Origin of the sequence: Kaistia granuli DSM 23481 (assembly GCF_000380505.1) — a bacterium.
Lineage (GTDB): Bacteria > Pseudomonadota > Alphaproteobacteria > Rhizobiales > Kaistiaceae > Kaistia > Kaistia granuli.
Genome location: NZ_AQYH01000005.1, coordinates 330,798 through 344,598, shown reverse-complemented (window position 1 = coordinate 344,598; position 13,801 = coordinate 330,798). Strand labels below are relative to the sequence as shown.

Annotated in this window: 11 protein-coding genes; 3 read left to right on the top strand and 8 right to left on the bottom strand. The window is 66.8% G+C overall.

Features of this window, described 5'->3' with window-relative positions; translation table 11 throughout:
- Nucleotides 1-113 precede the first annotated feature (113 nt).
- Nucleotides 114-1,259, top strand: a complete 1,146-nt coding sequence (locus tag G342_RS0107305; RefSeq protein ID WP_018182464.1) for a GNAT family N-acetyltransferase/peptidase C39 family protein — start codon at nucleotides 114-116, stop codon at nucleotides 1,257-1,259.
- 3 nt (nucleotides 1,260-1,262) lie between these two features.
- Nucleotides 1,263-2,723, top strand: coding sequence for a RimK family alpha-L-glutamate ligase (locus tag G342_RS0107300; protein WP_018182463.1), 1,461 nt, complete (start codon nucleotides 1,263-1,265; stop codon nucleotides 2,721-2,723).
- A gap of 237 nt (nucleotides 2,724-2,960) precedes the next feature.
- On the opposite strand, the gene G342_RS0107295 is transcribed toward G342_RS0107300, so the two are convergent.
- The 4 genes from G342_RS0107295 to gyrB all read right to left on the bottom strand — a co-directional run bounded on the left by G342_RS0107295 (nucleotide 2,961) and on the right by gyrB (nucleotide 8,109).
- Entirely contained in the window at nucleotides 2,961-3,314 is a 354-nt protein-coding gene (locus tag G342_RS0107295) for a nuclear transport factor 2 family protein (RefSeq protein WP_018182462.1), read from the bottom strand.
- A gap of 180 nt (nucleotides 3,315-3,494) precedes the next feature.
- The gene (locus G342_RS0107290) at nucleotides 3,495-3,893 is read right to left on the bottom strand and encodes a hypothetical protein (RefSeq protein WP_156830845.1); all 399 of its coding nucleotides are present in this window, start codon (nucleotides 3,891-3,893) and stop codon (nucleotides 3,495-3,497) included.
- 204 nt (nucleotides 3,894-4,097) lie between these two features.
- Entirely contained in the window at nucleotides 4,098-5,528 is a 1,431-nt protein-coding gene (gndA, locus tag G342_RS0107285; protein WP_026304216.1) for an NADP-dependent phosphogluconate dehydrogenase, read from the bottom strand.
- A gap of 151 nt (nucleotides 5,529-5,679) precedes the next feature.
- The gene (gyrB, locus tag G342_RS0107280; RefSeq protein WP_018182459.1) at nucleotides 5,680-8,109 is read right to left on the bottom strand and encodes a DNA topoisomerase (ATP-hydrolyzing) subunit B; all 2,430 of its coding nucleotides are present in this window, start codon (nucleotides 8,107-8,109) and stop codon (nucleotides 5,680-5,682) included.
- 246 nt (nucleotides 8,110-8,355) lie between these two features.
- Here gyrB and G342_RS23535 point away from each other — a divergent pair, with 246 nt between their 5' ends.
- Nucleotides 8,356-8,967, top strand: coding sequence for a DedA family protein (locus tag G342_RS23535; RefSeq protein WP_018182458.1), 612 nt, complete (start codon nucleotides 8,356-8,358; stop codon nucleotides 8,965-8,967).
- Here G342_RS23535 and recQ read toward each other — a convergent pair.
- The 4 genes from recQ to dnaN all read right to left on the bottom strand — a co-directional run bounded on the left by recQ (nucleotide 8,959) and on the right by dnaN (nucleotide 13,773).
- Nucleotides 8,959-10,764 carry a DNA helicase RecQ gene (recQ, locus tag G342_RS0107270; RefSeq protein WP_018182457.1) on the bottom strand — a complete coding sequence of 602 codons (1,806 nt, stop codon included), beginning with the start codon at nucleotides 10,762-10,764 and terminating at the stop codon, nucleotides 8,959-8,961. The genes G342_RS23535 and recQ overlap by 9 nt on opposite strands.
- 107 nt (nucleotides 10,765-10,871) lie before the next feature.
- A complete protein-coding gene (locus G342_RS0107265; protein ID WP_018182456.1) occupies nucleotides 10,872-11,495 on the bottom strand; it encodes a LysE family transporter in 624 nt (207 codons plus the stop codon).
- Nucleotides 11,492-12,655, bottom strand: coding sequence for a DNA replication/repair protein RecF (gene recF, locus G342_RS0107260; RefSeq protein WP_018182455.1), 1,164 nt, complete (start codon nucleotides 12,653-12,655; stop codon nucleotides 11,492-11,494). Before recF ends, G342_RS0107265 begins: the two co-directional genes overlap by 4 nt.
- Nucleotides 12,652-13,773, bottom strand: a complete 1,122-nt coding sequence (dnaN, locus tag G342_RS0107255; protein WP_026304214.1) for a DNA polymerase III subunit beta — start codon at nucleotides 13,771-13,773, stop codon at nucleotides 12,652-12,654. The genes recF and dnaN overlap by 4 nt, the downstream gene beginning before the upstream one ends.
- Nucleotides 13,774-13,801 lie beyond the last annotated feature (28 nt).

Sequence of the window (13,801 nt, the reverse complement as noted above, 5' to 3'; positions counted from 1 at the left end):
CGCTCACGATTGCGTGCGGATTCCGGCCTTGGCGCCGCCGCAATTGGAGGCCGAGATCGCGCCAACGGAGGGTGCGCCGAACGGGGCGCGCCCACTCTTGCGGATCGGCCGAAATGGGCGTTCCATCGCGCCTTGTGAGTGCAGTCGTCGCCCCCTCGCCGCCCCTCTTCAGCGTGCGCCCCGCCGGGGTCGCCGATGTCGACGGGCTGGTCGCGATCGAAGCCCGCTGCTTCGAGACCGACCGGATCGCCCGGCGCAGCTTCCGCAAGCTGGTCGAGGCGCCGACGGCGGCGATCACCGTCGCCAGCCTGCCAGATGGCCAGCTCGTCGGCTATACGCTGCTGCTGTTCCGGACCGGCACCGGCATGGCGCGGCTCTATTCGATCGCCGTGCTGCCGGAGATGCGCGGCAGCGGCATCGGCGCCGCGCTGATGGCGGAGGCCGAGCGGGTAGCCTTCGCCCGCGACCGCTTCCTGCTGCGGCTGGAAGTGCGCGAGGACAACGCGGCCGGCATCCAACTCTACGAGCGGCTCGGCTATCGCCGCATCGGCCGCTATCTCGACTATTACGAGGATCACGCCGACGCGCTGCGCTTCGAGAAGCGGTTGCGCGGGCCGGCGCAGTCGACGTCGGTGCGCTATTACGAGCAGACGACGGATTTCACCTGCGGCCCCTGCTGCGTGATGATGGCGCTCGGCCATTTCCGCAAGGATTACGCCATGAGCCCGGTCGAGGAGATCAAGCTCTGGCGCCAGGCGACGACGGTGTTCATGATGGCCGGGCTCGGCGGCTGCGATCCCCATGGCCTCGCCGTCTCGGCGGCGCGCAACGGGCTCGCCGCCAGCATCCATGTGAGCCGGGAAGGCTCGCTGTTCCTGGAGTCGGTGCGTGATCCGGAAAAGCGCCGCGTCATGGCGCTGGCGCAGGAAGACTTCCGCCACCAGACGATCGCCTTCGAGATTCCGATCGCCTACCAGCCGCTCGATGTCGCCGCGATCCGCAAGGCATTGGCCGGCGGCGCGCTCGTCATCGTGCTGATTTCCGCCTACCGCATGTTCGGCAAGAAGGTGCCGCACTGGGTACTGGTGGTCGGCGACGACGGACGCCATCTGTTCATCCACGACCCGTGGGTCGAGGACCGCGAGCACGAGACCCACAACGACGCGGCGAACCTGCCCATCCCCTATGCCGATTTCGGCCATATGGCGCGCTGGGGCCGGGAGGCGTTGCGCGCGGCCGTTGTACTCAGACCGAGGTGAACCATGCCGGATTGGGTGATCCTGGTCGACACCGCCAAGGACTTTCCTAACGAAGACACCCCCCACAAGGTCATCACGACGAAAGACTATCTGGCCCGCGCCAACCTGTTTCGCGGGTCACGGCCGAAGATCATCAACCTGTCGCGCTCCTTCGCCTATCAGAGCCGCGGCTATTACGCGTCGCTGCTCGCTGGCGCGCGCGGCCACCGCGTCGTGCCGACCGTCGAGACGATGATCGACCTCGGCAGCAAGTCCCTGTACGCGCAGGCGATTCCCGAGCTCGAAGACCAGCTGGCCAAGGCGATCACGGCCTCCGACGACAAGGACATGCCGGCCCGGCTACTGGTGATGTTCGGCATCGTCGAGGACCATCGCTTCGACCGTTTCGCCCGGCTGCTGTTCGACTGGTTCCGCTGCCCGGTGCTGGAAGTGACGATCGACCCGGCCAGCCGGGCCGAGATCCGCAAACTCGCCGCCGTGCCGCTGAACAAGCTCAGTCCCGACGAGCTCGCCTTCTTCCACGAGGCGCTGCACGACCACACGCGACGCGAGTGGCGTTCGAAGAAGGCGACCCGCTCGTCGCCGCGCTACTCCTTCGCCGTGCTGCACGATCCGACCGAGGCGATGCCGCCCTCCAACCTCGTCTCGCTGAAGCACTGGGCGCGGATCGCCGAGAAGCTCGGCGTCGAGGTCGAACCGATCACCAAGAAGGATCTGGCGCGGCTGGCCGAATTCGACGCGCTGTTCATCCGCGAGACGACCTCGATCGACAATCACACCTACCGTTTCGCCCGCCGCGCCGTGCAGGAAGGCATGCCGGTGATCGACGATCCGGTCTCGATGATCCGCTGCACCAACAAGGTCTATCTGCAGGAACTGATGACCGGCAACGGCATCGCCGTGCCGCCGACCGTCATCCTCGCCGGCAATCGCGATCTCGAGCGCGCCGGCGACCAGCTCGGCTTCCCGCTCGTGCTGAAGATCCCGGATTCGTCGTTCTCGCGCGGCGTGAAGAAGGTCGACAATCACCGCGCCATGGGCGAACTGGCGCGCGCCTGGTTCAAGGACACCGATCTGCTGCTGGCGCAGAAATTCATGCCGACGGAATTCGACTGGCGCGTCGGCGTGCTGGGCGGCAAGCCGCTGTTCGTCTGCCAGTACACCATGGCCAAGAAGCACTGGCAAATCGTCAAGCATCAGGAGAACGGCAAGGCGCTGGAAGGCGGATTGCGCTCGATGACGATCGGGCAGGCGCCGCCCGAGGTGATCGACATCGGGCTGCGCGCCGCGCAACTGATCGGCAACGGACTCTACGGCGTCGACATCAAGGAGACCGAGGACGGCTTCTTCGTCATCGAGGTCAACGACAATCCCAATATCGAGCACGGCATCGAGGACGCCGCCGAGAAGGACCAGGTCTGGATCGAACTGACCCGCTGGTTCGTCAACCGGCTGGAGCGGTAGGCCACGCCACCGCGCTGCCACCTTAGGCGCACCGCGCTCCCCGTCATCCCAGGCTTGACCCGAGGTCCATTCAGCCGGGTTGGCCGCCGGGCGAAGCTCCCGGCTTCACGGCTGCATGGATCCCGGATCTCCGCGGCGCTGCGTCCGGGATGACGGCGAGTGTGGGCCGCGGGCCGGCGCTGGGCTGGGCTGGGCTGGGCTGGGCTGGGACCGGAGACGCAGTAGCGCCCCTCACCTTCAATGATCCCAGGCCTGGATATTGGTCTGGCGACGGATCTTGCCATCGGCGAGTTCCAGCATGGCGCTCATATAGACCTTGACGCCGTCCGGATAGGTGCAGGTCTCGGCGAAGGCGGCGTGGCTGCCCTCCATCAGGCCATCGTCGATGTGGTGCTTCAGGGCGCGCCCGCAGACATCGTCCAGCATGGCGCCGATCGCCTTCTTGCCCTTGAGCACGAGCGGCCGGCTCGGCGGATGGTCCTGGTCGATCACCCGGATTTCGGCATCGTCGGTATAGAAGGCCGCCAGCGCCTTGGCGTCGTTGCCTTCCACTGCCTTGCGGAGACTTGAGAGATTGAGCGCGTCCTGCATCGCATCCTCCCATGACTGCGCCGGGCCGCCGCGCGGATCCACGATCCGTCGACCCGAGGCGGCACGAAAAAGCCCGGCACGACCGGACAAGTCTATCCGATCGAACGGGCTCGAGATCGCGTATCGCGCTGGGGGCTGATCACATTCGAGCGATCCTGCCGCGATCGGCAGGCGTCGCGCTCAGCGACGGTCGGTCCGATCCTCGTTCGGCTCGACGATCCGGTAATCCGTCTCGATCGTCACGCCGTCACTCGGGCGGTTGCCGGGCTGTGCACGGAACGGACCCGGCTCTTCGAACGGGCTCGCGGTCTCGTAGCTGCGGGCCTGCGGGCGCGGCTGCGGCCCGGGCTGGGCACCGGGCGGCATGGTGCGGGCGAGAAACGCCCGCAGGATGCGCCGGCGGAACAGATAGACGATGCCGAGGACCGGGATGAGCACGAGGGCGATCGACAGCGAAACGACCAGCGCGGCGAACATCACGGCGCCGCCGACGGCCAAGGCCGCGGCAAGTTTCAGCTTGTCCTTCCAGCTGGAAGCACCACGGGGGCCCGAAATCGTAAAGGTCCGGTAGGTCGTCATCGTCTCCGCCTGTTCAAACACGCCACCTCATGTGGGGGCGATGGATCCGTCGCGCAACGGCAAGGTCGCAAGATGGATCCGCTACGTCAGGATCGGGGGCGAATACGCCGGGATTTGGGCCGACCCGCAACACAGGATTGCGGGCCGGTATCGTTTTGTTGCTGAGCGAACCGCTCCGGAAAGCGACGCCGGCGAAGCGTCGGCTCAGGCCGGGATCTCGGATCCGTCCTGGCTCCAGCGGGTGTGGAACTTGCCGGGCTTGTCGAGGCGGCCATAAGTGTGCGCGCCGAAATAGTCGCGCAGGCCCTGCAGCAGGTTGGCCGGGCCGCGGGCGCGGCGCAGGCCGTCATAATAGGCGATCGACGACGAGAAGGCCGGAACCGGGATGCCCTCGGCGATGGCCAGCCCGACGACCTTGCGCCAGTTCGCCTCGGCCTGAACGACAGCGTCGTGGAAATAATCCTCGAGCAGCAGGTTCGAGACAGTGGCGCCGGAATCGTAGGCCTCGCGGATACGGTTCAGGAAGCGGGCACGGATGATGCAGCCGCCGCGCCAGATCGTGGCGAGCTCGCCGAGCTTCAGATCCCAGCCGTACTGCTCGGCCGCGACCTGCAACTGCTCGAAACCCTGGGCGTAGGCGACGATCTTCGAGGCGTAGAGCGCGTCGCGGATCGCGTCGATGTCGGCCTGGGTGATGGTACGCTTGGCCGTGGCCGGATGGGGGAAGCGCTTCTCCGCCTCGGCGCGCTGGGCGCGACGGCCCGAGAGCGCGCGGGCGAACACCGCCTCGGTGATCGAGGTCAGCGGCACGCCGAGATCGAGCGCCGATTGCGCCGTCCAGCGGCCGGTGCCCTTCTGCTCCGCCTCGTCGACGATCGAATCGACCAGCGGCTTGCCGGTCTGGTCGACCTTGCGCAGCACGGCGTCGGTGATCTCGATCAGATACGAGTTGAGCTCGCCCTTGTTCCATTCGGCGAAAATGTCGGCGATCTCGCCCGCATCGAGGCCGTAGACCGTCTTGAACAGGTCGTAGGCTTCGGTGATCAGCTGCATGTCGGCATATTCGATGCCGTTATGCACCATCTTGACGTAGTGGCCGGAGCCCTCGGTGCCGATATAGGTGCAGCAGGGCTCGCCATCGACTTGCGCCGCCATCTTGGTGACGATCGGCTCGATGCGGGCATAGGCCTCGCGGGTGCCGCCCGGCATCATGCTCGGACCTTCGAGCGCGCCTTCCTCGCCACCGGACACGCCCATGCCGATGAACTTGATGTCGCGGTCCTTCAGGTAGTGGAAGCGCCGGTTGGTGTCGGTGTAGAGCGAATTGCCGCCATCGATGATGATGTCGCCGACATCCAGATGCGGCAGCAGTTCCTCGATCACGTCGTCGACCGGCTTGCCGGCCTTGACCATGATGATGATGGCGCGCGGCTTGGCGATCGAGGCGACGAATTCGGGGATCGTCTTCGACGGCGTGAAACGACCTTCGGAGCCATGCTCGTTGATGAGTTCGTCGGTGCGGGCGCCGTTGCGGTTGAACACGGCGACGCCGAAGCCCTTGCGGGCGGCGTTGCGGGCGAGGTTCGCGCCCATCACGGCGAGACCCATCACGCCAATATCAGCGAGTTGCGGCAAAGTGTTTCATCCCTGATTTTTGTGTCTGACTGATCACCGGCAGCCCGCAGGGCGCGCGCCGCCGGAGTGCGACATCCTAGGTGGCCGAGCTTAGCACGCGCCGCCCGTTCTGCCACCCGGGGAGATCAGGCGCGCTTGCAACCGTCGCGGGTCAGACGTCGAGATTGACGACGTTGAGGGCGTTGTCCTGGATGAACTCGCGGCGCGGTTCGACCTCGTCGCCCATCAGCTTGGTGAAGAGATCGTCGGCGGCGTCGGCCTCCTTGATCTTCACCTGCAGCAGCGAGCGGACGTTCGGGTCGAGCGTCGTTTCCCAGAGCTGGCTGGCGTTCATCTCGCCAAGGCCCTTGTAGCGCTGCATCTGGATGCCCTTGCGGCCCTGCAGGAAGACGGCTTCCAGCAGCGAGCGCGGCCCGAAGATCGGCGTCGACATGTCCTTGCGGCGCAGCGTCGACGGCTTGGCGAAGACGTCGGAAATGCGCGAGGCGATGGCGTGCAGCTTTCGCGCGTCGGCCGAATCGATCAGCGCCATGTCGATCGTGTGGTACTCGCGGACGCCGCGAACCTCGCGCTCGAAGCGGTAGCCGCCATGCGGATCGAGCGTGCCCTGCCAGCCGCGCTCCGTCTCCTCGGCGATCAGGTCGAGCCTCGTCGCAATGGCGGCGGCGGCGGCGAGCGCGCGATCCTTGTCTTCGAGCAGCGCCGGATCGAGACCGCCGGCCATCGCCGCCTGCTCGACCATGCCGCGATCATAGCGGGTGTGGATGCCGGTCAGGATCGTCGCGATCTGGCGGGCGTCCTGGATCAGGTGGTCGAGATCGGCGCCGGCGCGAACCTCGCCGTCATCGAGATGCAGCGCCGCCTCGTCGAGGCCCTGCTGGATCAGATAATCCTCGAGCGCGCGCTCGTTCTTCAGATACTGCTCCGAGCGGCCACGGGTGACCTTATAGAGCGGCGGCTGGGCGATGTAGACATGGCCGCGCTCGATCAGCTCCGGCATCTGCCGGAAGAAGAAGGTGAGCAGCAGGGTGCGGATATGGGCGCCGTCGACGTCGGCGTCCGTCATGATGATGATCTTGTGGTAGCGCAGCTTGTCCGGCGCGAACTCGTCCTTGCCGATCGAGGTGCCGAGCGCGATGATCAGCATGCCGATCTGTTCGGACGACAGCATCTTGTCGAAGCGCGCCCGCTCGACATTCAGGATCTTGCCGCGCAGCGGCAGAACGGCCTGGTTCTCGCGGTTGCGGCCCTGCTTGGCGGAACCACCTGCCGAGTCACCCTCGACGATGAAGATTTCGGACTTGGCCGGATCGCGTTCCTGGCAGTCGGCGAGCTTGCCGGGCAGCGAGGCAATATCGAGCGCGCCCTTGCGGCGGGTCAGCTCGCGCGCCTTGCGGGCGGCCTCACGCGCCGTCGCCGCCTCGACGACCTTGGAGACGATCGCCTTCGATTCCGTCGGATGCTCCTCGAACCACTGGCCGAGCATCTCGTTGACGATGTTCTCGACGACGGGGCGGACTTCCGACGAGACCAGCTTGTCCTTGGTCTGCGACGAGAATTTCGGGTCCGGCACCTTGACCGAGACGACGGCGGTCAGGCCCTCGCGGCAATCATCGGCGGCGAGCGTCACCTTCTCGCGCTTGGAAATGCCCTGGCTCTCGGCATAGCCGGTCACCTGGCGCGTCAGCGCGCCGCGGAAGCCGGCGAGATGGGTGCCGCCATCGCGCTGCGGGATGTTGTTGGTGAAGCAGAGGACGTTCTCGTGATAGCTGTCGTTCCACCACATCGCGACCTCGACGGTGATGCCGTCGCGTTCGTTGACCATGGTGATCGGCGCCGGCATCAGCTGCTTCTTGGTGCGGTCGAGATAGCGCACGAATGCCTCGAGGCCGCCCTCATAGACGAGCTCCTCGCGACGGACCTCGACGCCGCGCTTGTCGGTCAGCACGATGTGCACGCCCGAATTCAGGAAGGCGAGCTCCCGCAACCGGTGCTCCAGCGTCTCGAAATCGAAGTCGACCTTGGTGAAGGTTTCGGTCGAGGGCAGGAAGGACACCTCGGTGCCGTTGCGACCGTCCCAGTCGCCGACCACCTTCAGCGGCGACACGGCATTGCCGTGCGCGAATTCGATCTCGTGCACCTTGCCGTTGCGCCAGATCTTCAGCTTGAGCCAGCTCGACAGCGCGTTGACGACCGAGACGCCGACGCCGTGCAGACCGCCGGAGACCTTGTAGGAATTCTGGTCGAACTTACCGCCGGCATGCAGCTGGGTCATGATGACCTCGGCGGCGGAAACGCCTTCCTCGGCATGCAGATCGGTCGGAATGCCGCGGCCATTGTCGCGCACGGTGCAGGAACCGTCCGGATTGAGCGTCACCTCGACGAGGTCGGCGTGGCCGGCGAGCGCCTCGTCGATGGCGTTGTCGACCACTTCATAGACCATGTGATGCAGTCCGGAGCCGTCATCGGTGTCGCCGATATACATGCCCGGGCGCTTGCGGACGGCGTCCAAACCCTTGAGCACCTTGATGGAATCGGCGCCGTAGGCTTCGGAGGCTTGATCGCGGGCGGTATCGGACATTCAGGCTTCCTTGAAAGCTTCGCGCGTGCACGCGCGCGAAAAGTCGAATCGAGAGGCTAATATATTGCTTCGACAAGCAAATTGCACCCTCACACCTAGTCTTTAATGACGGCGCAACGGTGGCGAAAACGAAGGGTTGCCTTGGCTTCGCCGCGCACGCGGCTATCGGCCGCCGCTTGCATGTCGCGCGGCTTGACGGGATGGTGAGGGCCGCCCTCCCGAGGCCGAGTCAGGGAACGCCGATCGATGGACGCCATTCATGCTTTCCTCGTCCACTACGGGCTGATCGTCGTCTATATCGGCGTCATCATCGAGGGCGAGAGCGTGCTGATCGCCGCCGGCTTCCTCGCCCATCAGGGCGTGATGAACCCCTATGCGGTTTTTCTCGCCGCCTTTGCCGGGTCGGTCACCGGCGACCAGCTGCTGTTCTATGTCGGACGCCATTTCGCGAGCAGCCGGATGGTGCGGCGACAGGTCGGGCGACCGCTCTTCGCCAAGGTCCTGGAGCGCATCGAGCGCAACCAGGTGCTGTTCATCCTGAGCTTCCGCTTCGTCTACGGCATCCGCACGATCAGCCCGATCGCGCTCGGCGTCGCCGGCGTCAGGCCATCGCTCTATGCCGCCCTGAACATCGCCTCCGCCGCCGTCTGGGCGGCGCTGTTCACCACGGCCGGCTACCTGTTCGGCCAGACGATCGAGCGCGTTACCGGCAAATTGCATCACGACCACAAGTTGATCATCGCCGGGGCGCTCTGCCTCGGCGTCCTGATCGTGTTCGGGCTGGCAAGGGCCGGGCTGATCCGGCGACAGACGCGCGCCGTCAGCCGGCGGGACCCGCGGGAAAGACCGTCACCGTGACGAATGCAGCGCCTCGAGGAAGGCTTCACCGTAGAGGCTGAGCTTGCGCTCGCCGACGCCCTGCACGCCGCGCATCTCGTCGAGCGTGCCGGGCATCGCCTCGGCCATCTCGATCAGCGTGCGGTCCGGGAAGACCATGTAGGCCGGCACGCCCTCGTCGCGGGCGATCTCGCGGCGCAGCGCCCGCAACTGCTCGAACATCGTCGCCGTCGCCTCGTCGAGACCATCTGCGCGGTCATCCTTCTCGGCACGCCGGCTGCGCTTGGGCGCTGCCTCGCGGATCGAGCGCAGCGCGATCTTCTCATGGCCGAACAGCACGGCCTCGCCTTCCGGCGTGATGCGGAAACCGCCATGCTCCTCACTCGCCTCGGCGAGCGCCCCGGCGGCGAAGAGCTGCCGCACCAGCGTGCGCCAGACATGGGCGCTCCGCTCCGAACCGACGCCGAAGGTCTTGATCCGGTCATGGCCCTGGCGCTGCACGGCGTCGGTCGCCTCGCCGCGCAAGACGTCGACGAGATGCGCCGCGCCATAGCGCTGGCCGGTGCGCACCACGGCCGACAGCACCTTCTGCGCATCGATCGTCGCGTCGACCAGTTCGGCGCCGCCCTGGCAGAGATCGCAATGGCCGCAGGGGCCACGCTGTTCGCCGAAATAGGCGAGCAGCGCCTGGCGCCGGCAGGTCGCCGATTCCGCCAGATCCGTCATGGCGGCGAGCCGCTTCTTCTCGACCCGGCGCTGCGCCTCGCCGATCGCCTTCTCGTCGATCTGGCGACGGCGGAAGGCCATGTCGTCGAGGCCGTAGAGCGTCAGCGTGTCGGCCGGCAGGCCATCGCGCCCGGCGCGGCCGATCTCCTGGTAATAGGCCTCGACCCCGGCCGGCATGTCGGCATGGATGACGAAACGGACGTCCGGCTTGTTGATGCCCATGCCGAAGGCGACGGTGGCGACGACGACGACGCCGTCCTCCTGCAGGAAGATGTCCTGATGCTTCGAGCGCGTCTCGGCGTCGAGACCGGCGTGATAGGGCACCGAGCGGATGCCCTTGCCGACCAGCCACTCCGACAGCTTCTCGGTCTTGTCGCGCGACGAGGCGTAGATGATGCCGCTGCCGCCCTTATGGCGGGCGAGGAAGTCGGCGATCTGCGTGCGCGGCCGGTCCTTCGCCTCGAAGCGCAGATGGATGTTCGGCCGGTCGAAGGAGTGCACGACGACGCGGGGCGGCGAGGCGAAGAGCTGGGTGGCGATATCGTTGCGGGTCGCCTGGTCGGCGGTTGCCGTCAGCGCCACCACCTGGACGCCGCCGAGCGCTTCGCGCACCGAGGCGAGCTGGCGGTATTCGGGGCGGAAGTCATGACCCCATTGCGAGACGCAATGCGCCTCGTCGATCGCGAGGCGACGGACGTCGCAGGCGGCGAGCAGCGAGACCAGCCCGTCGCCGGCCAGACGTTCGGGCGAGACGAACAGCAGCCTGATCTCACCGGCGCGCAGTCGGCGCAGCGTCTCGCGATTGGCGTCATCGCCATTGCTGGAGTTCAACGTCGCCGCGGCGACGCCGACATGCTGCATCTGCTGCACCTGGTCGCGCATCAACGCGATCAGCGGCGAGACGACGACGGTCAGCCCACCATCGACGATTGCCGGCAGCTGGTAGCACATCGACTTGCCGGAACCGGTCGGCATCACCGCGAGCACGGGCTCGCCGCTCATCACCGCCGCGATGACCTCGTCCTGGCCGGGGCGGAAATCATCATAGCCGAAGACGGTCTTCAAGGCTGCGCGGGCGCGCGATAGCGGCATGGAGCATCCGGGAAAGTGATTCGTTATCGCCCGGATGCTAGCCGCTCGCCGGCCGTGTGACACGCCCGAAACCCGGGCCGCGTCGATCCGTCAGCGCCGACGACGGTTCAGCGGGTGGCGATCGCCACCGCGGCACCCGCCATGACGACGCTGCTGCCACGGTTGACCAGGCGAACCGCCTTCGGGCTGGTGATCAGCCGGCGGGCACGCAGGGTCACGCCGACATAGAAAGCGAACACCAATCCGACCACCGTCAGCGTGACCGTCGTCAGTTCCAGGAAGGCGAGCGCGTCGATGCGGGTGATGTCGAGGATCGAGGGCAACAGCGCCAGATAGAACACCATCGTCTTCGGGTTGCCGAGGCAGACGGCGAGACCGGCGAAGAACAGCTTCACCTGGCTTTCGCGCGCCGTGACGGGGGCAAGGTCCGGCGCCGCGACCGGGGCCTTCCACATCTTCCAGGCGATGAACAGCAGATAGGCGGCGCCGGCATATTTGATCAGCGCGAACACCTCGTGGAAGGTCTGCGCGACGACGGCGAGGCCGAGGACGGCGAGCGCCAGCCAGACGATGTCGCCCATCGCCATGCCGGCGGTAAACGCGATGGCGCCGGGACGGCCGCGACCGAGCACGCGCGCGACGATCGCCGCGATGCCGGGACCGGGCGCGAAGGCGGCAACCGCCAGCGCGGCGGCGAAGAGCGCCAGGCCCGAAATCGACAAACCCGTCATGATCCTGTTTCCTGCTGCGGCATCGGCTCGACGCGTCCGTGCGTCACGGTGAAGATCTCTCCGGATTGCGGCAATTCGGCGAAGAGCGCCGGGTCCGCTCCCGTCATGAAAATCTGGCTGCCGAGCCGGTCGAGCGCCTCGAACAGGGCGGCGCGCCGGCGCTGGTCGAGATGGGCGGCGATCTCGTCGAGAAGCACGATCGGCGCCAGTCCGCTCATCCGCGCGACAAGGCGGGCATGCGCCAGCACGATGCCGACGAGAAGCGCCTTCTGCTCGCCGGTCGAGGCCCGGCCTGCCGGAACATCCTTCGGTCCATGGCGGACGACGAGGTCGCTCGCCTGCGGACCGACAAGGGTCCGCCCGGCGGCGCGGTCGCGAGCGCGGCCATTGCGAAGGGCTGCGCGATAGCGATCCTCCGCCTCGACCGCCGACCCGTCGCCGATCCAGCCTTCGACATCGCCCTCGAGCGCCAGCACGGCGAAGGGAAAGGGCGAAGCGTCGTCGCGTTCCTCGGCGATCAGGCCTGCGAGCCGCTCGGCCGTCTCCTTGCGGGCGGCGGCGACGGCGACACCGATCTCGGCGATCTCGGCCTCGAGGCCGTCGAGCCAGGCACGATCCGGCGACGGCTCCTCGAGCAGCCGGTTGCGGCCGCGCACGGCCTTCTCGAACGCATTGACGCGGCTGCCATGCGTCGCGTCGACGGCGAGCACCAGCCGGTCGAGGAAGCGGCGACGGTCGCCGGCCGGGCCGGTGAACAGCCCGTCGAGCGCCGGCGTCAGCCAGACGATGCGCAAATATTCGGCGAACGCCGTGGCGGAGGAAACCGGCGCGCCGTCGATGCGGCAGCGGCGCGAGGGCGGTTGCCCGTCAAGCGCGGTGCCGAGGCGGACGGGACCGTTCGCCGTGTCGAGATCGACAGCGACGACGAAGCCGCCATTGCCGCCGATCCGCGCCATCTCGGCCATGTCGGCGCGGCGCAGGCCGCGCCCCGGCGACAGCAGCGAGATCGCTTCGAGCAGATTGGTCTTGCCGGCGCCATTCTCGCCCGACAGCGCGACGAGCCGACGCGTGAACGACACGTCAAGGCGGACATAGGAGCGGAAATCCGCCAGCGTCAGCCGCGTGATGCGCGGCTGACCGGCGTCGGGGCCGTGGCTCACACGCGCATCGGCATCAGGACGTAGAGCGCGTCCTCGTCGCCGTCATCCTGGATCAGCGTCGGCGAGCCGGGATCGGCCAGCTTGAACAGCGCCGTACCGGTCTTCAGCTGGCCGGCGATATCGAGCAGATATTTCGAATTGAAGCCGATATCGATCGGATCGGCCTGGTAATCGACATCGAGCTCTTCCGTCGCCGAACCGGAATCCGGATTGTTGACGGTAAGCGCCAGCCGGCCTTCCGAGGAGAGCGACAGCTTGACGGCGCGGCCACGCTCGCTGGCGATGGTCGAGACGCGGTCGACGGCGTTCGAGAAGGTGCCGCGATCGACCTTGAGCAGCTTGTCGTTGCCCTGCGGGATGACGCGGGCATAGTCCGGGAAGGTGCCGTCGATCAGCTTCGAGGTCAGGATGACGCCGCCGAACGAGACGCGGATCTTCGTCTCCGACAGTTCAATCGTCGCCGTCTCTTCCGAGCTTTCGAGCAGCTTCTGGATCTCGCCGACCGCCTTGCGCGGCACGATGATGCCCGGCATGCCCTCGGAGCCGGCCGGCGCATTGGTCTGCGCCCTGGCCAGGCGATGGCCGTCGGTGGCGACGGCGCGCAGCACGGTGCGGCCCTCGATCGTCGGCGTGTGCAGATAGATGCCATTCAGATAATAGCGCGTCTCTTCCGTCGAGATCGCGAACTGGGTGCGGTCGATCAGCGTCTTGAAGGCTGAGGCCGGCATTTCGAAGCGAATCGGGAACTCGCCCGTGGTCAGATCCGGAAAGTCCGTTTCCGGCAGCATCTGCAGCGAGAAATTCGAACGGCCCGAGCGGACCGTCAGCGTCTGGCCGTCGGCCGAGGTCTCCAGCGCCACTTCCGAACCGTCCGGCAATTTGCGGACGATGTCGTAGAGCATGTGGGCGGGGACCGTCGTCGCGCCGGGACGGCCGACATCGGCGGCGATCGTCTCGAGAATCTCGAGATCGAGATCCGTCGCCTTCAGCGTCAGCTCCGAGCCGGTTGCCCGGATCAGGACGTTGGAGAGGATCGGGATCGTGTTCCGTCGTTCGACCACGCGATGCACGTGATTGAGGGACTTCAGGAGATTGGATCGCTCGAGGGTCGCTCTCATGAAACGCAGGAACCTTGACAGAAAAGCC